Annotated in this window: 26 protein-coding genes and 1 tRNA gene; 17 read left to right on the top strand and 10 right to left on the bottom strand. The window is 52.9% G+C overall.

Going from position 1 to position 17,775, the window contains the following annotated elements:
• Positions 1–166 precede the first annotated feature (166 nt).
• The 3 genes from PYCH_RS04995 to PYCH_RS04985 are packed head-to-tail and all read right to left on the bottom strand — an operon-like array spanning position 167 to position 1,967.
• Positions 167–805, bottom strand: coding sequence for a DUF120 domain-containing protein (locus PYCH_RS04995; RefSeq protein WP_013905765.1), 639 nt, complete (start codon positions 803–805; stop codon positions 167–169).
• On the bottom strand, positions 802–1,356 hold the full coding sequence (locus tag PYCH_RS04990; protein ID WP_013905764.1) for an endonuclease V: 555 nt from the start codon (positions 1,354–1,356) through the stop codon (positions 802–804). Before PYCH_RS04990 ends, PYCH_RS04995 begins: the two co-directional genes overlap by 4 nt.
• Positions 1,353–1,967, bottom strand: a complete 615-nt coding sequence (locus tag PYCH_RS04985) for a translin family protein (RefSeq protein WP_013905763.1) — start codon at positions 1,965–1,967, stop codon at positions 1,353–1,355. The genes PYCH_RS04990 and PYCH_RS04985 overlap by 4 nt, the downstream gene beginning before the upstream one ends.
• Before the next feature lie 80 nt (positions 1,968–2,047).
• Between PYCH_RS04985 and PYCH_RS04980 the strand changes: the two genes are divergently transcribed.
• From PYCH_RS04980 to PYCH_RS04970, 4 genes are read left to right on the top strand one after another with little or no spacing between them, the layout of a single operon-like run.
• The gene (locus PYCH_RS04980; RefSeq protein ID WP_013905762.1) at positions 2,048–2,380 is read left to right on the top strand and encodes a transcription factor S; all 333 of its coding nucleotides are present in this window, start codon (positions 2,048–2,050) and stop codon (positions 2,378–2,380) included.
• On the top strand, positions 2,362–2,532 hold the full coding sequence (locus PYCH_RS10030; RefSeq protein ID WP_013905761.1) for a hypothetical protein: 171 nt from the start codon (positions 2,362–2,364) through the stop codon (positions 2,530–2,532). The genes PYCH_RS04980 and PYCH_RS10030 overlap by 19 nt, the downstream gene beginning before the upstream one ends.
• A 2-nt stretch (positions 2,533–2,534) precedes the next feature.
• A complete protein-coding gene (locus PYCH_RS04975) occupies positions 2,535–3,284 on the top strand; it encodes a DNA polymerase sliding clamp (RefSeq protein ID WP_048058374.1) in 750 nt (249 codons plus the stop codon).
• Positions 3,285–3,314: 30 nt separating this feature from the next.
• Positions 3,315–3,875 (top strand): DNA replication complex subunit Gins51, encoded by a 561-nt coding sequence (locus tag PYCH_RS04970; protein ID WP_013905759.1) that lies wholly within the window; start codon positions 3,315–3,317, stop codon positions 3,873–3,875.
• Here the strand turns inward: PYCH_RS04970 and PYCH_RS04965 are convergent.
• A complete protein-coding gene (locus PYCH_RS04965) occupies positions 3,832–5,088 on the bottom strand; it encodes an MFS transporter (RefSeq protein WP_013905758.1) in 1,257 nt (418 codons plus the stop codon). The two genes, PYCH_RS04970 and PYCH_RS04965, sit on opposite strands and share 44 nt — an antisense overlap.
• Positions 5,089–5,146: 58 nt before the next feature.
• Between PYCH_RS04965 and PYCH_RS04960 the strand changes: the two genes are divergently transcribed.
• Positions 5,147–5,295: transfer RNA gene (locus PYCH_RS04960), tRNA-Trp, on the top strand.
• A 4-nt stretch (positions 5,296–5,299) separates the two neighbouring features.
• Here the strand turns inward: PYCH_RS04960 and PYCH_RS04955 are convergent.
• Positions 5,300–5,821 carry a flavin reductase family protein gene (locus PYCH_RS04955; protein WP_013905757.1) on the bottom strand — a complete coding sequence of 174 codons (522 nt, stop codon included), beginning with the start codon at positions 5,819–5,821 and terminating at the stop codon, positions 5,300–5,302.
• A gap of 33 nt (positions 5,822–5,854) precedes the next feature.
• Positions 5,855–7,186: an acetate--CoA ligase family protein gene (locus PYCH_RS04950; protein WP_013905756.1), complete on the bottom strand. Its 1,332-nt coding sequence runs from the start codon at positions 7,184–7,186 to the stop codon at positions 5,855–5,857.
• Between the two features lie 54 nt (positions 7,187–7,240).
• Here PYCH_RS04950 and coaD point away from each other — a divergent pair, with 54 nt between their 5' ends.
• The 8 genes from coaD (at position 7,241) to PYCH_RS09955 (ending at position 11,824) form a co-directional block, all read left to right on the top strand.
• A complete protein-coding gene (coaD, locus tag PYCH_RS04945) occupies positions 7,241–7,708 on the top strand; it encodes a phosphopantetheine adenylyltransferase (RefSeq protein ID WP_013905755.1) in 468 nt (155 codons plus the stop codon).
• A 4-nt stretch (positions 7,709–7,712) separates the two neighbouring features.
• Entirely contained in the window at positions 7,713–8,963 is a 1,251-nt protein-coding gene (locus tag PYCH_RS04940; protein ID WP_013905754.1) for a protoporphyrinogen/coproporphyrinogen oxidase, read from the top strand.
• Positions 8,964–9,013: 50 nt separating this feature from the next.
• Positions 9,014–10,333, top strand: coding sequence for an NAD(P)/FAD-dependent oxidoreductase (locus PYCH_RS04935; RefSeq protein ID WP_013905753.1), 1,320 nt, complete (start codon positions 9,014–9,016; stop codon positions 10,331–10,333).
• A 47-nt stretch (positions 10,334–10,380) separates the two neighbouring features.
• Positions 10,381–10,926 (top strand): hypothetical protein, encoded by a 546-nt coding sequence (locus PYCH_RS04930; RefSeq protein WP_013905752.1) that lies wholly within the window; start codon positions 10,381–10,383, stop codon positions 10,924–10,926.
• A gap of 26 nt (positions 10,927–10,952) precedes the next feature.
• A complete protein-coding gene (locus PYCH_RS04925) occupies positions 10,953–11,333 on the top strand; it encodes a M48 family metalloprotease (RefSeq protein ID WP_013905751.1) in 381 nt (126 codons plus the stop codon).
• Between the two features lie 84 nt (positions 11,334–11,417).
• Positions 11,418–11,549 (top strand): hypothetical protein, encoded by a 132-nt coding sequence (locus PYCH_RS10270; protein WP_013905750.1) that lies wholly within the window; start codon positions 11,418–11,420, stop codon positions 11,547–11,549.
• The gene (locus PYCH_RS09960; protein ID WP_158306789.1) at positions 11,524–11,700 is read left to right on the top strand and encodes a hypothetical protein; all 177 of its coding nucleotides are present in this window, start codon (positions 11,524–11,526) and stop codon (positions 11,698–11,700) included. The genes PYCH_RS10270 and PYCH_RS09960 overlap by 26 nt, the downstream gene beginning before the upstream one ends.
• Positions 11,687–11,824, top strand: a complete 138-nt coding sequence (locus tag PYCH_RS09955; RefSeq protein ID WP_013905749.1) for a hypothetical protein — start codon at positions 11,687–11,689, stop codon at positions 11,822–11,824. The genes PYCH_RS09960 and PYCH_RS09955 overlap by 14 nt, the downstream gene beginning before the upstream one ends.
• A gap of 231 nt (positions 11,825–12,055) precedes the next feature.
• On the opposite strand, the gene PYCH_RS04920 is transcribed toward PYCH_RS09955, so the two are convergent.
• Complete coding sequence (locus PYCH_RS04920; protein ID WP_013905747.1) at positions 12,056–12,505, bottom strand: hypothetical protein; 450 nt, start codon at positions 12,503–12,505, stop codon at positions 12,056–12,058.
• Positions 12,506–12,681: 176 nt separating this feature from the next.
• Here PYCH_RS04920 and PYCH_RS04915 point away from each other — a divergent pair, with 176 nt between their 5' ends.
• The gene (locus PYCH_RS04915; RefSeq protein WP_013905746.1) at positions 12,682–13,224 is read left to right on the top strand and encodes an RNA 2'-phosphotransferase; all 543 of its coding nucleotides are present in this window, start codon (positions 12,682–12,684) and stop codon (positions 13,222–13,224) included.
• Between the two features lie 6 nt (positions 13,225–13,230).
• Here the strand turns inward: PYCH_RS04915 and PYCH_RS04910 are convergent, their stop codons facing one another.
• The 3 genes from PYCH_RS04910 to PYCH_RS04900 all read right to left on the bottom strand — a co-directional run bounded on the left by PYCH_RS04910 (position 13,231) and on the right by PYCH_RS04900 (position 15,829).
• Entirely contained in the window at positions 13,231–13,647 is a 417-nt protein-coding gene (locus tag PYCH_RS04910; RefSeq protein ID WP_013905745.1) for a translation initiation factor IF-5A, read from the bottom strand.
• A gap of 63 nt (positions 13,648–13,710) precedes the next feature.
• On the bottom strand, positions 13,711–15,090 hold the full coding sequence (locus PYCH_RS04905; RefSeq protein WP_013905744.1) for a sodium-dependent transporter: 1,380 nt from the start codon (positions 15,088–15,090) through the stop codon (positions 13,711–13,713).
• A gap of 70 nt (positions 15,091–15,160) precedes the next feature.
• Positions 15,161–15,829, bottom strand: a complete 669-nt coding sequence (locus PYCH_RS04900; RefSeq protein WP_013905743.1) for a 16S rRNA methyltransferase — start codon at positions 15,827–15,829, stop codon at positions 15,161–15,163.
• A gap of 57 nt (positions 15,830–15,886) precedes the next feature.
• On the opposite strand from PYCH_RS04900, the gene PYCH_RS04895 reads away from it, so the two are divergent.
• The 3 genes from PYCH_RS04895 to PYCH_RS04885 are packed head-to-tail and all read left to right on the top strand — an operon-like array spanning position 15,887 to position 17,773.
• Positions 15,887–16,453 carry a metallophosphoesterase gene (locus tag PYCH_RS04895; RefSeq protein ID WP_048058219.1) on the top strand — a complete coding sequence of 189 codons (567 nt, stop codon included), beginning with the start codon at positions 15,887–15,889 and terminating at the stop codon, positions 16,451–16,453.
• Positions 16,453–17,406 (top strand): hypothetical protein, encoded by a 954-nt coding sequence (locus PYCH_RS04890; protein ID WP_013905741.1) that lies wholly within the window; start codon positions 16,453–16,455, stop codon positions 17,404–17,406. The genes PYCH_RS04895 and PYCH_RS04890 overlap by 1 nt, the downstream gene beginning before the upstream one ends.
• Before the next feature lie 43 nt (positions 17,407–17,449).
• On the top strand, positions 17,450–17,773 hold the full coding sequence (locus PYCH_RS04885) for a hypothetical protein (protein WP_013905740.1): 324 nt from the start codon (positions 17,450–17,452) through the stop codon (positions 17,771–17,773).
• The last annotated feature ends 2 nt before the right edge of the window (positions 17,774–17,775 follow it).

Here is a 17,775-nt window from a genome sequence, read left to right as displayed (position 1 = left end):
GGGTATAATCAACCGTCCGACCCCGTCCGGTCGCCCCGGTCCCCGGAGGCCCCAGTGGGGATGCGATGAGGGGGCTGGACACCCGGACGGACAGGGCCCGGTCTCCGGGGCCGCCAGAGGTGGCCGACAAGGGCCTTCTATGATGGCGGGCGGATAAACCGGGCCCTCATAGGGCCTCGATTCTTATCCTATCCCCGTCCTTCAGGCCTAGCTTTTCCCTTAGGTTCACGGGCGAAATAATCTCGGCAATTTTCGGCGAATGGATGGTCCTGGAGGGAATAACTATGGCCCCCTCGATGCCCCCTATTCTCACCCTGTAGGCTCTCACGTCTCCGAAACTCCTGCCCTCCTTGACGAAGCCCGGAATCACTATCGGCCTTGCGGAGTACAGGGCATCGAATATAGTCTTGGGAAATATCACCTTAACGTTGAGCGTCCCGGGGAAAGGATCGAAGCCGAGGTACTCCCTTATCAGCGGGGCGTACTGCCTCACGTAATAGGCCCCTTCCCCTATGCCAGACACAACTTCCCCAATGATGACCCCCCTGTACAAGGCCTTTGAGAGGTTCTCGTAGAGCTCTTCTAGGAACTCGAGACCCTTCTCGGTCAGCTGAATCTTCGTCCCCCTGCCCTCTTCGGCCCTTTTAATGTATCCCATCTCTTCGAGCTCCCCTATCCACCGGAGAACCGTCTGAGGGGAAACTCCCAAGTCCTTGGCCAGCACTCTCAGGGTTAGGGGGATAGGCTTTCCAATCCCGCCCCTCTCAGCTATCCGAACCATTAGGTCTAAAGTTTTGAGCTTCATGACCATCCCTTTGAGAGCTTATCTGCCAGCTTTAAGGGTTTTGGGTATCCTCCCTCGAGAAGGGCTTTCACGAGCCTCACGGCGTCCTCGAGGACTATCAGGTGCCCGACGCTCACGTAGACCTTTCCCACCTTCCTGAAGCTTCCCTCTGGGGCCCCCTTGAGAGGCTTCTTGGCGACCCCTATGGTGGGCCTTCCGAGAATGAGGCCGACGTGGGAGGCGAGACCGTAGCCTCGCGGATGAGCCTTTCCGTGACCCTCTACGAGGAGGACGTCGAAATCTTCCCCCTTGACGGCCAAGAGGATTGGCCGCGTCTCCCTTAGGAAGAAGAACGTTGTGACGTAAGGGGCTGTTACATCAGTTTCAACAACCCTCCACCGGATGGGTTCGCCCTCAGGAAAGGAGCAGAGGACGAAGGCCGTCCTAGCCTTCTTGTCCCTGTAGGAAACATCCACTGCTCCGACCCTTTTAACTTCTGCCAAGTCGAGCTCCCTCTCCACGATTCTAGTGGCGAGTTTCCTCTGAACCTCGGCGAGTTTTTCCAGCTTCATCCTATGGCTCCCTCCAGCTTTCTCTCCAAGTCCTTGTTGAGCTTCGCCCTGACGAGGTCCTCAAGGGTTCTCTCCACGGTGTAGCGGGCCTGGTCCTGCTTCTGCCTCACGTTTACCAGCCCCTTGGGATACTCGAGGGTCATGAGCTCCTCGTAAGTTTCTTCCATAAAGCGGTAAACCTCTTCGGCCCCTCTCAGGTCGCCCTCCATAAGGAGGATTAGGAAGTGCCTCCTGAGCTCCCCTATGAAGTCGCCAAGGCCAAGGATGTAGTCCTGCGGAGGAACTCCTAGTTCGTCCGGTCCGGGAAAATCTCGGTCGGTGAGATAGTGGTAGAGGAGCTGGGCCTCTACGAACTCCTGGTTAGCACTCTGGACGTAGCCTGTGAAGTAGAGGTCTGGATGGTTCCTGAGCTTTTTCTTGAGTTCCCCTAAAAGCTGACCGGCCCTCTCGAGCCTTTCCCTCGCCCTTTTCAACTCGCCCCTGTGCATCGCCTTGATGGCGTCGCCGCTGAGCCTGACAACCTCTCTTGTTATCTGGAGTGCTTCTTCTCTCAGCTCGTCTTTCTCGTCGAGCCTTGTCCTCAAGACCTCAACTATTTCCCCAATCCTCATCTCACCACCCATCAAAAATTTGGCAAAACTTTTTTATCACCAACGCCCAAATCCTGCCCTTGGCTGAGGGGGTGGGTGAGATGGTTAAGTTCTGTCCCAAGTGCGGGAGCATAATGGTTCCCGACAAGAACAAAGGAGTTTTCGTCTGTAGACGGTGCGGTTACGAGGAGCCTATCAATCCCGAGGATGCGAAGGCCTACAGGAGGACAGAGGAGGTTAAGCACAGACCTGATGAGGGAGTTATAGTCGTGGAGCAGGAACTATCCACCCTACCAACGGCGAAAGTTACCTGCCCGAAGTGTGGTCACAATGAAGCCTACTGGTGGGAGCTCCAGACGAGGGCAGGGGATGAGCCGAGCACTATATTCTTCAAGTGCAAGCGGTGCGGATACGTATGGAGGAGTTACGAATAGAGGTGCTGAGGCGTCTGGCGGAAAGGGCTCTCAAGGAGCTTGAGGAGGCCTACAAGAGGATACCCGACACGAACAATGGAAAAGCTTATTTATTCAGGGGGAAAGAAAGGGTTAGGCTGATGCTCAACATTCTGAAGGAGATGGAGGGATGAGCATGCCGTTCGAGATAGTCTTTGATGGGGCTAAGGAGTTTGCCCAGCTGATAGACACGGCCAGCCAGCTGATAGACGAGGCCGCCTTTAAAATCACGGAGGAAGGCATTTCGATGAGGGCCATGGATCCGAGCAGGGTTGTCCTGATAGACCTCAACCTTCCCGCAAGTATATTCAGCAAGTACGAGGTGGAGGGGGAGGAGACGATAGGTGTGAATATGGATCACCTGAAGAAGATACTAAAGAGGGGGAAGGCCAAGGACACCCTCATCCTCAAGAAGGGTGAGGAGAACTTCCTTGAAGTCACCCTCCAGGGAACCGCCACGAGGACGTTCAGGCTCCCGCTCATAGACGTTGAGGAGCTCGAGCTTGAGCTTCCCGAGTTGCCGTTCACGGCTAAGGTCGTCGTCCTCGGTGAGGTACTCAAGGAGGCCGTTAAGGATGCCTCCCTCGTCAGCGACAGCCTGAAGTTCATAGCCACCGAGAGCGAGTTCATCATGAGGGCGGAGGGTGAGACGCAGGAGGTTGAGATAAGGCTGACCCTTGAGGACGAAGGTCTTCTCGACCTTGAGGTTCAGGAAGAGACCAAGAGTGCCTACGGTGTCAGCTACCTGGCGGACATGGTCAAGGGCATAAGTAAAGCGGACGAAGTAACCATAAGGTTCGGCAACGAGATGCCCATGCAGATGGAGTACTACATAAGGGATGAGGGCAGGCTGACGTTCCTCCTCGCGCCGAGGGTTGAGGAGTGATTCCTTTTAACCACTTTTTGAGGTGTCCTGATGGATATAGCGGTTCTGAGGGAGCTCCTCGAAAAGGAGCTTTCGAATGATGAGCTCACACCCCTCGATGAGGAGTTCTACCGGGAGATTGACGGCCTCGTTAAGGCCCTCAAGATTAGGGCGGAGAGTTCGAAGGAGAGGGGGGAAGAGATAGAGGAGAGGCTTTACCTGGCGGAGCTCTCCATAGCTGAGCAGATAATCAGGGAGATACTTAAAATCCGGCTTCACAAGATAGTTGACATGGCCTTTGAAGGCGTCCCCAAAAACCTTGTTGGTGAGGAGAGGAAGATCTTCGCTATCCTTTCTGCCTTCATAAACAGAGAACCCTTGCCCGTTGAGCACGAGGTTGTAGAAGAGAAGACCGGGGAAGTCGAGGTTGAAGAAGGTAAGGCCACTACCTGGGAAGCTTACATAATAAAGGTGGACGTTCCCAAGGTTCTTGATGAAGAGCTCAGGGAGTACGGTCCCTTCAAAGCTGGCGACCTTGTAACCCTACCGCGGAGCATAGCGAGGGTTCTCATGGAGAGGGACGCCGCCGAGAGGATATTGGTGAACCCGTGAGGATAAGGGCGACGAACAGTGGGACTAAGGTTGATAGGAACATCAGCCTGAAGCTTATGCCACTGAGATACCCGCCGAGGAGAGGTCCGATTGCCCATCCAAGGCTCATCATCGTATTGAGCAGTCCCATCCCTTGCCCCCTTTCTCTTTGAGAGACCTTCATCGCCACGTAGGTCGAGGAGGAACTGAGGGTCATCGCCCACTTCACGCCGGAGAGTGCGGAGATGGCCACCATGATGGGAACGGTTTTTGCGAAGGCGTAGCCGAGGAAGGTGAGCATGTAGCCGACTATGGCGGCCCGATAGAAGAGTTCCGGTCCATACTTGTCTATCAGACGCCCTATGGCTATAGAACTGAGTGCCGCGGCCAGAGAGTCTATCCCAAAGAAAAGGCCGACGAACTCCTCCCCAAACCTCTCTCCGAAGTAAACCGACACCGTTGAGTAAACTTCCCCAGATGCTATCATAACGAAGAAGATGGAAAGGTAAAACCTCCCAAGCTTTCCCTTCATGAGCCTCCTGAAGGCGGCCCCTTCAAAGGATACCTTCTCGGATTCCCTACCCTCCTGCACGACTATCGGCCTTGAGTATGATCTCTTTCCAGTGCTTTTCTCCCTAATTGGGAAGAGGAAGAGAATGGAAAGCAGGGAAAAGGTAGAGGCTAGCATGAAGGTCTTTCTTATTCCCAAATCCCTGACTACAATTCCTCCGAGAAAGTTCCCGGCCATGTAACCCATATTCTCAACGAAGCTGAAGAATCCAAATGCAGATCCAACTCTAGTTGCCAGCTCGGATATTAGGGCTGAGTGGGCGGGTGCTAAGGAGGCGCTCAGAGCACCCTGAAGGGCCCTGAAGCCGAGGAGGAGGGGCGGACTCGCTATGAAGGCTACGAGAGCATAGGTAGCTCCAGAGGAGAGCACTCCCAGGGCTATGAAGGGTTTCCTTCTTCCGGTCTTGTCCGAGAGATAGCCAAAGGGGTACTGGAAAGCCGTGGAGGTTACGTTGAAGACGACACTGAGCATGCCAACGAGGAACATCGTTCCCCCAATCATCCTCATATAGACGCTCAGGTAGGGAAACGCAATTCCCCAGGACATGTTGGCAAAGAACATCGATATGGCTAGGAATAGCATGTTCCTTCGGGCTATGCTCCTCCTTCTAACTTTCCCGGCCCTCTCCCGAAGCCCCTGAATGAGTGAGAGTTCCCTCTTCATCCTTGGAAGCACCGGGAGTAAAGCTTATAAGTCCATCGATGACTAACCTAGAACGAGTGGGGGCGTGGTGTAGCCTGGTCCATCATCGCGGGCTCCAGAGGCCATGAGGACAGGCGGGTTTGCTGACCTCGGGGCGTGATGAACCTTTGGAGCCCCGAGGGCCGGAGAAACCCGCGGACCGGGGTTCAAATCCCCGCGCCCCCACCATCCTTCACTCCGTTCTGTAAATCTTCTTATCGAACGTCACGAAATCCGTCCACGATGCATGTGCTAGGAACTTGGCCTTTCCAACGTCTGGCTTTCCGTCGGGGAAGGCCTTTTCATCGTAGGAATAAGCCACGACCTCGCCCACGAACCAAGTATGATCGCCGTAGTCCCTTGCGTCAACGACCTTGCATTCTATGTTGGCGAGGGCCTCCTTTATACTCGGCGTCCCGACTTTCTTGGAGGGCACGAGGGTTATGCTCATCTCCTTAAGTTTCTCGGGTCCGTGCTTCGTCCCAGCCGTCCAGACGTCCTTAAGCATGTCAAGGCTAGGCACGCTGATGACGAACTCCCCATACTTCTTTATCAGACCCCAAGTGGTCCTCTTCGGTGAGATGGCGACACCCACCATAAAGGGGTTGAATGATATGACGCTCACCCAGTCTGCCGCCATAACGTTGGTCTCTTCTCCCTTTCCCGACACGATGAGGTAGGTTCTCATCGGATAAAGGAGGTGGTACCCAGCCATTTGCATCACCGGAAAAAGTGTATGAAGGAAAGTTCAAAAATCTTGCCTCTTGGCGAGCCATGCGATTGCTCTGGCGGCCCTTTCGGGCGTAGGAAAGTTCTTAATACCATGGGATTCGAGAAGCCTAATGCCCTCCCTGACGAGCTCACCTGCCATAAAGTTCACAATTATCGGTTTATTGCACTTGGCATCGATAACTGCCCTCGCTATCTCCTCGCTGGGAATGAATATTGGAGGGACGCAGATTACTAGCAAGGCGTCAACGTTATCATCTTGACACACTACCTCGATAACCCTTCTGTAACGCCCGTAGTCGGCATCTGCGATGAGGTCTATAGGGTTCTTCACGGAGCACTGGGGTGGGAGCGAGGCCCTAAGGACTTTAACGGTCTTCTCGCTAAGCTGAGCGATCTCAAGGCCAAGGCTTTCAAGCTTGTCCGTTGCCAATACTCCAGGACCGCCGGAGTTCGTTATGATAGCGACGCGCTTTCCTGCTTGTTCATACATCTCGAAGGCTTTTGCCGCATCGAACAGCTCCTCCATCTCCTCGACTTCGATTGCCCCGACCTGCCTGAAAACAGCCCTGTAGATTTCGTATGAACCAGCTAGGGAACCCGTGTGTGAAGAAGCCGCCCTCGCCCCGCTCTCGCTCTTCCCGGCCTTGAGGATTATGACGGGCTTTTTGCTGGCGGCGTAGCGTAAAGCTTCCATAAACCTCCTTCCATCTTTAACTCCCTCTATGTAAAGGGCTATCACCTTCGTGTTCTTGTCATCGGCGAAGTAGCGGAGGAAGTCGCTCTCGTTAAGATCGGCGGCGTTTCCGTAGGAGACGAATGCCGAGAAGCCTACCCCTTCCTCGTTGCCCATGGCCAATGCTGCACCACCGAAGGCCCCGCTCTGACTTATCAAGGCCAAGCCACCTGGCTTGACCCTCACCTCGAAAGAGCCAAAGAACTTCCCGTGAACGCCAAAGATGCCGGCGCAGTTTGGCCCTATTATTCTTATACCTGCCTCCTTAGCGGCCCTGACGAGCTCTTCCTCTAGTTTTGCGTTCCCCACCTCAGAGAAGCCGGCGCTTATGACGACAGCTCCCTTCGTGAGCCCCTTCAGCTCCTTTATCAGGCCGGGCACAAACTTCGCCGGTATGGCGATTATCGCAACCTCGACGGGCTCGTCGAGCCTCGGCTTTATCTTAAGGGTCCTTCCCGTAACCTCTACCGTTCCGCCCTTCGGGTTCACGGGTATTACTTTCCCCTCAAAGCCACCTTCGACGATGTTCCGCAGTATCTCGTACGCTATGGCGCCTCTCCTGAAGGATCCGAAGACGGCCACAGAGGAGGGATAGAAGAAGTTGTCTAAGTTCATCGCGAGTCACCCCCAACCTTTTTAGCCGGTGGGATAAAAAGGATAGCGGTTGCCATGAAGTTCAGAAAGGTCGTCGTTGGGGGAACCTTCGACAGGCTCCATCTCGGTCACAAGGCCCTGTTGAGGAAGGCCTTCGAGGTCGGGAAGTACGTTTACATAGGGCTCACGGCGGACGAGATTATCAAGCAGAAGCCCTACGCTGAGAGGATACTTCCCTACGAGCTCCGCCTCAGGGACCTACTCAAATTTCTCGACGCGAACGGCTACCGGAACTACAGAATAATCAAGATATACAGCGCGATAGGCTTCACAACGAAGATTAAGAGCCTCGAGGCCATAGTTGTGAGCGAGGAAACATACAAGGGAGCCATACTCGTCAACAGGGCAAGGCAGGAGCTCGGTCTGAGACCCCTCGAGATAGTGGTAATCCCCATCATAAGGAGCAAACTTGGGCAAAAAATAAGCTCCTCCCTCATACGGGCCGGTCTTATAGACCCTTTCGGCAACCCGATTAAGGGGTGATTAAATGAGGGTTGTGGTTGTGGGGGCTGGCCTTGGAGGCCTGCTCACGGCGGCGTTCCTCGCGAGGGCGGGTCATGATGTGACCATTCTTGAGAAGGCCCCCTTCGTAGGTGGCCGCTTCACCAACCTCCCCTACAGGGGCTTCCAGCTCTCCACGGGCGCGCTCCACATGGTCCCGCACGGGAAGGATGGACCGCTAGCTCACCTCCTCCGTCTCCTTGGGGCGAGAGTCGAGATAGTTAATTCGAGCCCAAAAGGAATGATATTCTACCGGGGGAAGCTGATACATTATAGGGAAGGCTGGAAGCTCCTGAGCCTCAGGGAGAAGGCAAGAGCTGTGAAGCTCCTCGCCGAGATAAGGGCTGGCAGAATGCCAAAAGGTGAAGAAGCCGTCATGCCAGCTGATGAATGGATAACGGAGCGTATAGGGGACAACGAGTTCGTCATGGCCTTCTTGGAAAGCTTTGCCGGATGGGCCGATAGCGTTTCTTTATCCCAGCTCCCAGCCCTTGAGCTTGCCAAGGAGATAAGGGCCGCCCTCCTTTGGGGAGGGCCGGGCCTAATAAGGGGTGGCTGTAAGGCTGTTACCGAGGAGCTGGCCAGGATAGTGAGGGAAGCCGGTGGGCGGATACTCCTCGGGAAGAAGGCCGTTGAGATAGACCACGAAAACAAGCGGGTGATAACCGAGGACGGGGAAGAATTCCCCTACGACATCCTCGTCTCGAACGTTGGGATGAGGGAGACGGTGGAGCTCATGGGCAGGGAGAATTTCGGCCGGGACTTCCTCAAACGGCTCGACTCTATGGAGCCTGCGGAGGGTATAAAGTACAACCTGGCCATTCCTGGAAAGGGGGGGATAGGGAACACCGTCGTGTTCACGCCTGGCTTCTCAATCAATGGAGTTAATGAGCCTTCCTCCCTGGACCCAGGTCTTGCCCCCGAGGGGTACTCTCTCGTGATGGCCCACCAAGCCCTCTTCGAGAGAAACGTTAAGGCGGCGATAAGGAAGGGCAGGGAGGAGCTTGCCGAGATTTTCCCTGGGGCGGAGGTCATCATGGTCCAGGTTTACAGGGGTAGCAACCCGGTGAACAGAGTGCGGGCCGGCATGCACCTGGAGTTTCCCTTATCCGACGTGTATGTTGTCGGCGATTCTTATAGGCCGCCCGGTGGGATAGAGGTAGATGGCATTGCTCTCGGTGTCATGAGGGTTCTGGAGAGGATAGGTGTTGGGGAATTTCAGGGCTGGGAGCTCTAACGGCCTGCAAGTTTTTATACCCTTTCCCAATTCTCTCTTTGGTGGTTCCTATGAAGATCGTCGTCATTGGTTCTGGAACCGCTGGAAGCAACTTCGCCCTCTTCATGAGAAAGCTCGACAGGAAGGCGGAAATCATCGTCATCGGAAAGGAACCAACGATGCAGTACTCTCCCTGCGCCCTTCCGCACGTGATAAGCGGAACCATAGAAAAGCCCGAAGACGTCATCGTGTTCCCGAACGAGTTCTACGAGAGGCAGAGAATAAAGCTCATGCTGAACACCGAAGCGAAGGCAATAGACAGGGAGAGGAAAGTTGTAATAACTGAGAAGGGCGAAGTTCCCTACGACAAACTCGTTTTGGCCGTGGGTTCAAGGGCTTTTATCCCGCCGATAAAGGGCGTCGAGAACGAGGGTGTGTTCACCCTTAAGAGCCTCGACGATGTGCGCAAAATTAAGGCTTACATCACCGAGAAGAAGCCGAAAAGAGCAGTTGTCATAGGTGCTGGCCTAATCGGCCTTGAAGGCGCGGAAGCCTTCGCGAAGCTTGGGATAGAGGTCCTCGTCGTCGAGCTGATGGACAGATTAATGCCCACGATGCTTGACAGGGATATGGCGACCCTCGTCCAGAAGGAGATGGAGAAGCACGGCGTTTCCTTCCGCTTCGGCGTTGGCGTAAGTGAGATCATTGGAAGTCCCGTTAAAGCAGTCAAAATCGGGGATGAAGAAGTAGAAGCTGACCTCGTCCTAGTTGCCACAGGTGTTAGGGCTAACGTTGACCTCGCCAAAAAAGCGGGCCTTGAGGTAAACCGCGGAATAGTAGTCAATGAGCACCTGCAGACAAGCGACCCCAACATCTATGCAATAGGGGACTGCGCTGAGGTCGTTGACGCCGCAACAGGCCAGAGAATCCTCAGTCAGCTGGGCACGAGCGCCGTCAGGATGGCCAAGGTAGCGGCGGAGCACATAGCGGGAAAGGACGTCTCCTTCAGGCCGGTCTTCAACACAGCTATTACAGAGCTCTTTGGCCTCGAAATAGGCACTTTCGGAATGACAGAGGAGAGGGCCAAGAAAGAGGGCGTTGAAATAGTTGTCGGCAAGTTCAAGGGCTCAACTAAGCCAGAGTACTACCCCGGTGGAAAGCCGATAACGGTCAAGGTCATCTTCAGGAAGTCCGACAGAAAGCTCATCGGCGCCCAGATAGTCGGCGGGGAAAGGGTGTGGGGAAGGATAATGACGCTCTCAGCTTTGGCCCAGAAAGGCGCAACTGTTGAAGACCTCGTTTACCTTGAGACAGCTTATGCTCCTCCGATAAGCCCGACTATTGATCCGATAACAGTTGCAGCGGAGATGGCTTTGAGAAGGTTCAGGTGAGGGGAAGATTTTATCCTAAACTTTTTTTCATTTAATCGGTGAGCCTCATGAAACTCGACCTGTTAGCCGTTCTTTTGGCAATGGAGCTTGTGATTCCTCCCCTGTTCACCCTGATTAGCTCCAAGAGGATATTCAAATCGACAGAAGACCGTAAAGAGAGAACCTACGGGCTGAGCAAGGTAGTGCTGATTGGAATCGGCATTGCTGTGGCAATTCACGTTCCCCTCATCACCACGACCGGGATTATGGACCCTCTCATGGATAGGCTGAGCGGAACCTCGATGCCCCTGCTCCTTCAGGCACTTCTGTTTGCCCTCGTCCTAATTTCGCCCCTCCTGACTTCCACGTTTCTCGTGATGCTCTCGGTTAGTTTAGTTAGCGAAAAGAGCGGGGAAAAGAAGATAAAGTTCGTAAGGCTTGCAAGGGGGATCCTGCTCTTCATAACAATACTTCTTACGCCCATCCTCGGTTTTGGTCTTGTATGGTGGGCGCTTATAATATACCTTCCTCCCAGCCTAACCTCAAAGTGGTGGTTCGACTTTATAATGTACTCCCTCCTCGTGCTTCTGTTTTCGCCCTCTATCCTGAAGTGAAAGTCAGACTCGGGGGAGCCCGAAAGTTGCCTGAAGACCTTAGAAGAGAGCTTCTTCGTTTCTGCCTTGAGAACGGCGTCAAAGTAAAGGATATAGTTGTCAAGAGGGCCAGGTATCCGAACGCGATGGTTACGGGAGTACTGCCCGGAAGGAGGTACATAATACTCACCACGGCACTTCTTGAGAACTTTGAAATGGATGAGATTAAGGCGATAATCGCACACGAAATCGGACATATAAAGGGGAGACACCTCCTGATAAGGATGCTCCTCACAGCTGGGTGGTTCCTCTTCTGGGTGGGGCTCACCTGTGCCGTTCCCGGCCTCAGGAAAATGCTGTTCCAGAGCACGTTTGGGTTCCTTACCGTTTTCATTCTGGCACTGCTCCTTTGGGATTATGTTATATAAGATAATGAATTCAAGGCCGACGAGTTCGCGGCCAAAACCGTTGGCGTTGAAGCTACCATACGGGCACTTGAGAAGCTGTCCAAGATGAGCCCCTACCCCAGAAGAACCGGCATCTGGTTCCAGGCGATAACGTATCACCCCTCCATAGAGCTGAGGGTTGAGCATCTAAAGTCAATTGGGGGGAAGAGAAATGAGACTTGGACAAATCTGGAATGACTCGCTGAAAAATCCCTTCCTGCTCGGCCTAATTCTTTTGACAGCTTTTTGGTTTTTCACGCGAAGGTTTATCCTCGCAGTCCTGACATTTGTGGCATTTATAATCGCGTGGTACGTAACCTATGGAGGAAGGAAAGATGAGGAAAAGTAAGGAGCTTTGGTTCCTTTTGGGCATCGCTCTGATAGCAATCGGCATCGCCACGAAAGTCTGGGCGTTCGTGGGAGCTGGTGCGTTCTTCATAATCATGAGCAACAGGAAAGAGCGAGACCGATGAGTGTTACTCCAGAAATGAGGACTAAAATCGAAACGACGAACCCCTTTGAGCGCTCACCAAAGATGAAGAGCAATCCGAGACCAGCTAAGACGTTGACAATGTACATTCCCGGAAGGCAGAAGGGCCCGAACTTAACCCACCAAGTGAAGTAAACCCCGTAGCGGGAACCGCAGGTAAGATGTCCCCGGGGATGTGTTAAGAACCAGAACCAGTCTTGATAAGTTAATCCAATCAGCAATGCACCAAACAGTGCAAAAACGACCTCAAGAGCTTTCCATCGATGAGCAACGCGAGCGAGAGAATCAGACAGGGAAAGCCAAGGTCAAAGAGCAGGAAGTGGTAGGTAAAAACTGGAATTTTGTCCCCAAACCAGCTGAAAACCTCTGGGAGAGGATTCGGCAGGGAAAAGAGGGCACTCTTAGAGTTTACATAGCGGAGCGATGCAACGTAGAGCGTCAGGAAGAGGGCATAGAGACAAGCGGAAGCAGTTTTTCTTTTCCTGTCGGCGCTTATCATCAAAAGGAGCAATGCCGTTGCAGTCGGCAGAAGGAATAACAGATTGTAAATGATAGCGTAGAAAATCCCGCTCTCACTGCTCATGTAAAAACTCTCGGTCCTTCCATAGGCGGTCAATGCGATTAGCAGAGATGCAGAGGCAACGAGCAGTTTTGAATTCTTCATGTGGGATGTTGGGGGCCATCTCTAAAGATTTTGCGCTCCGGTCATAAAAAAGGACTGGCCGGCTGAGGCGAAGGACTACGGCTGCCTCTGCGACGTCCTGGTGTCAGACCACAGGCCGGTGTGGGCGGTAATAGCAATGCCGTGAGGTTTTTATTTTTCATTTCCACCTTTTCTCCATGCCGCCGAGGGTTAAGGTCAGCAAGCTAATGGCCTACATCCTGCGGCATTCCCCTTGGGAGTTCGGCCTTGAGCCTGAGGAGGGCGGCTTTGTGCCAATTTTGGAACTCGTCAGGGCCCTAAGAAAAGTCTATCCAGACGTCACGGAGGAGCTCGTAAGGGAGATAGTTGAGAGGGACGCAAAGGGGCGCTACGAGATTAGAGGAGACAAAATCCGCGCCCGCTACGGTCACAGCTTTGAAGTCAGGCTCAACCATGAAGAAGATAGGGAGTCAAGAGTCCTCTACCATGGGACGCCGCGTAGAAACTTGAGGAGCATTATGCGCGAGGGCCTCAAGCCGATGAAAAGGCAGTTCGTCCATCTAACAACGAGCAAAAGCGAGGCCCTTGAAACCGGCAGGAGGCACGGGAAGGATGTGGTTCTTCTGATAATTGACGCCGACTGCCTGAGGAAAAGGGGGCTGAGGATTTACAAGGCCGGGAAGAACGTCAGGATAGTGGAGCACGTTCCACCAGATTGCATAATCCTAGAAAAGAATTAAGAGGGATCACTCGCTTTCGCCCTTTATCCTCATTATCTTTATCCTGCCTAGAGTCTCCCAGTACTCGACGTTTATTCCCTCTTTGAGCTGTCCCTTGACCTCCTCCTCGACGCCCGTCTCTATGGGGACCTCGAATATCTCATAGGTCTCCATGTCCATTATCTGGACGGTGTCGGGGGTTATGGCTATGACCTGGCCTGTCCTCTTGTCGATTATCGGGACGTCAACCTCGGCGCTTGTCGGCTTGACGATGCTCCTGACCTTACCGTCGAAGATTCCGACGGCTTCGATCCTAGCCTTGGCCGAACCGTGCTTGCCCGGGGAGGAGACTGTTATGTTGACTATTCTGCAGGGCTCGTCGTCTATTATGATGTACCTGCCCGGCTTGAGCTTGCTCACCTGAACCTTCGTCTTGTCTCCCATTTTCCTTCCCCCTATCTTTTTCTCGGAGGTGTTTTGGGGGCCCAATTTATTAGTTTTTCCCCGCTACCTTTTCCCCGACTTCACAAGTACCCCGTTGAAGAGGAGTGGAACGAGCAGCACGAGACCGAGGGCTATCCCCAGCATAACTGCTTCCTCTCTAATTCTGGCGACTGTTATGACTGCTGGAAGCCAGAGTGCTATGAATATTGCTACCAACACTGCAGTAGCTCCCTTTGAGGCTCCCCAAATTCCTCTTGCCCGCATCACGGGAAGTAGCTCCACCGCTGCGAACACTGGGATCATGATAACGACTACCGTTGTGAGAACAACTTTTATGCTGGGAATAGCCGTTAGGCCCGTTAGAATGCTGCTCAGCGCGGTTATCACTGCTATGCTGTTTCTCCTGTTTATCTGGAACACGTCGGCCGCGATTTGTGCTCCTCCCTCTATCAGCAGGAGAAGCGTCGTGAATCCAGCCAGGAAAAGGGACAGCATAAGGAATGTTATTATGCCCTCTCCGCCTTCCAGCTTCGTCGTCCTGAGGACATCGGGGATAAGGTATATTGCCTCCACGGAGTATATGATCTTAATATCCTCGGACTGCCTGTACTTGAGAAGGGGCAGGAAGTACTTCTCGTATATCTCCTGGGCTTCCCATGGGTCGCGGGTCTTGAAAGCCGTTGAATAAGCTTGGTGAGATATTGCGATTGAGTAGGCAACGACGAGGGCAGCAACGAGGCTCAGCATGACTTGGAGAAGTATGACTATCGCGAGCACCTTTTTAATATCTAGGTCTGGGGGCATGAATGTTCCGAGGACGTAGTAGAATCCGACGCCCAGTCCGAAGCTGAGTATAGATACTAAGAACACCTGAACGACACTTGAAAGCTTGAGGGGTGCTTCAAATGATTTCATTGCATCGAAAGTCGCCGTCAAGTACGTTCGGGATGCTCTATCTACGACGACCTCATCAACCTTCGAATGAAGGAATACAGCTGATAACACGGCAAGGATTACGAAAAGTACAGAGACTATGACTATCAGCTGAAGGGTCCTGCCCCTTGCCATCAGGAGAAGCAGGGCGACCAATAAAATCGAGAGTATACCGAAAATCGCGATGTTGGTGTTAAGGGCTTTGGCGAGGGCCTCCCCCGTGTAGTGTCCAATGACGGCCGTCACGACTAACAGGAAGGATATCATGATTATTGATATCGATGGAAACCTTGCGACCTTCACCAGGTATTCGTGGACTCTGTATTTGGTGGCATTTATGCTGGAAATCTGGAGCACGATTGCCGCTGCGGCCACGAGCGTAAAGGCAAGCATTAGCACGGCGCCTTTAAGGCCTAGAAGCATAAGGACCTTTGGTGTAACCGTGAACGTCCATATACCTACCGTGTACGCTATAACTATAAAGGCGAAGTACAGGTTCAGTTTTCTCATTTGACATCCCCCGCTCGGGTTGAATCGAGTTGAAATGAGTAGAAAAGCTTGAATATAAAAAAATATCGCCTCAAAGTATCTCCCACTCGTAGGAGACTATTACCTCGTTTACTATCGTCCACGCCATCAACGGTTCCTTGTACAGGCGTACTTTGACACCTTCAATCTTGCTTCTGAAGTCGCCGTGCGGGAATCCTCCCACTACAACAACGGGCTTCCAGAACTGAGTCAATAACTTCCCAAAGTGCTTGGGTTCCATGAAGTTTCCGTTCTCGTGCATCACGAACACGGCGTCCGCGTTTATCTCCTCTATGAGCTCTCCCAGCGTTTTCCTCTCCAGCCTCAGGAGCTTCAGGTCTTCAGGAACTGCTCCCTTTTCGAAAAGGCTCTCCATAAGTCCTATGAATCTGTTGTAGTTCCTGGGGAGTCTTGTCTCAGGATCAACGTAGATTACATAGTCATTCCTCGTGTGGACGTAGACTCTCAGCCTGTCCTCCTTGTTTAGGATACTATCGAGGGCATTAAGAAGGCATACATGGACTATATCAGGCCTGCCTCTCCTCTCCCCATCCTCGAGGTTCCTGAGGGCCGCGTGGTGATACGTGGAATCTAGGATAATACGCTCGGGCCGCTTCTTTCTTCGCCTGGCGTAGTTTACGATGGCGGGATGATCCCTGATGCTCTCCGGGACCGTCTCGAGCTCGGCGTCCGCAATTATCAGGTGCAGTCTCTTCTTCATTACCCTCCCCTGAACTGGGTGAGAAAGGGATTTATAAGAGCTTACCGACAATTCTCCATGCGGCTGTTCAGAAAGGTGCTCCCGAAGGAGTTGCTCGAACCCGGAAAAAAGCTTATGCACGTCAGCGACACGCCTGAAAGTATTTACCCTTTCTTGGAGGACCTAATTGAGAAAGTCAAGCCAAATATCATAGTTCACACCGGTGACCTTGCCGACAACATAAAGCTGGAGAGGAAGCCTTGGCTGAGGGAGGAATACAGGAGGGCCGTTCAAAGGCTAATTGGAATACTCGGACGTTTTGGGGCCTTGGTGTATCTGGTCCCGGGTAACGAGGACGATATCGAAGTTCTGAGGGAGCTGTCGCCGGATTTTATCCTTGTAAGGCCAGGCACTGTGCTTGAGATTGGACCCTTTCAGGTGGCCCTTGGGCATAGGGCTGAAGATGTCAAAGATGTCGACGCCGACTTCAAACTCTACGGTCACAACTTCAAACTCATCGAGAGGGGCCTTAACGGGGTTTTGAACGTCAACTTCATACTTCTACCGGAGGGAAAGGTAATAAAGGTTAATTATCCACAGGGTACAAACCATGATAGAGGATACAGGCTCCTGAGGGTGTTGTGATGAGGTTCGTGAGGCTCGGTCCGGGAATGCTTTTCCTGAGGACGAATGAGCCCGAGAAGGTAACGAAATTCCTCGTGGCGAACCTCGGTGGAAAGGAGCTGAGCAGGGAGGAGGCTTTTAGGGAGGCGGGGGAGCTTGAAACCGTGGTCTTCGTTACGGGACCCGAAGATAAAACGGTTCCAGGGGAAAGGGCAATCCTCGTTATGGACTGTCCATGGAAGGTCATGGCAGATGTCGTCAATTCCGATGTTCCAATCCTAAGGGTAGACTTGGAGGGGATCGTTCTCCTCATGAGGGTTCCCGATGTTGAGAAAGCCCTTGCGATCTTGAGAGAGAAATTTGGGGGAGAAGTTTTGGACCCGCTCGGCGCAATGGAAAGGGCGGAGGCAGGAAATACGATGATATTCCTTACTAAAAATAGCCTTGAAAAACCAGTGCCTCTCGAGGATGTGGAGGGCGCTCTTTTAGTTGAGGAGAGCTTCTTCAGGGTTTACAGGACCCTGCTCCTCGAAGCCTCGGTAGTTCTCTTTAGGCTCATCCCTGAGTGGAACGAGCTCACGATAAAGCTTTATGACAGCACGAATCATTACGAAGAGAATGTGGAGAGGCTTATAGTGGTTGTGGAGGATCTCGACCTTGGTTATATCATATGGGAGGGGTGGGCCTGGGATTACCCGCGTCCCTTTATGAGGGTTCCAGTTTACAAGCTCAAGCTCCTGACGTGGGAAGATCCACGGAGGGTGAAGTTCCTCCTTAAAGGCCTCGAATATAAGGGTTACAGGAGGCTCTGCGATATAGATGTCTTCGTTCAGGGAAAGAAGCTTAGCTGGATTGAACTCGGGGGCTTCCCCTCTAAGTTTGAGCTCGCGAAGGCGGCAAGGGAAGAACTGGAAAAGGCACTGAGTGAACCTGCCCGTAAGAGACTAAAAGAGCTTGAGGAAAGGCTGGGCTAAGGCTTTTAAACCCCCCATCCAAAGTCTGAGAAGGTGGTCGGGTGTGAATCCTGAGGGAAAGATGATGCTCATCGCTTATGCTATCGCCACGATGGCCGGGATTATCAGCGGTTTGCTTGCTGTATACGCCCCCCTTGGCTGGGTTTCTGGGTGGCTAATATACTTCCTATCCCCCAAGATAATTCTTGCCGTTGTCAGGGACTTGCCTGAGGAAATGAGAAACGAGAGAATCATACTCAGGAAGACGCTCTGGAGCTTTTTCTTCTTCTGGCTGTACTTCACGGGCATGACTTACACCCTTATGATTAAATTCCAGCCCGTGGTCTACTATAACGGGACCCTCCTCCACAACCTCACGAAGGGATGAGT

The sequence above is a fragment of the Pyrococcus yayanosii CH1 genome (assembly GCF_000215995.1).
Classification (GTDB): domain Archaea; phylum Methanobacteriota_B; class Thermococci; order Thermococcales; family Thermococcaceae; genus Pyrococcus; species Pyrococcus yayanosii.
The sequence above is the reverse complement of the archived record's forward strand: the minus strand, read 5'-3'. Positions and strand labels throughout refer to the sequence as shown.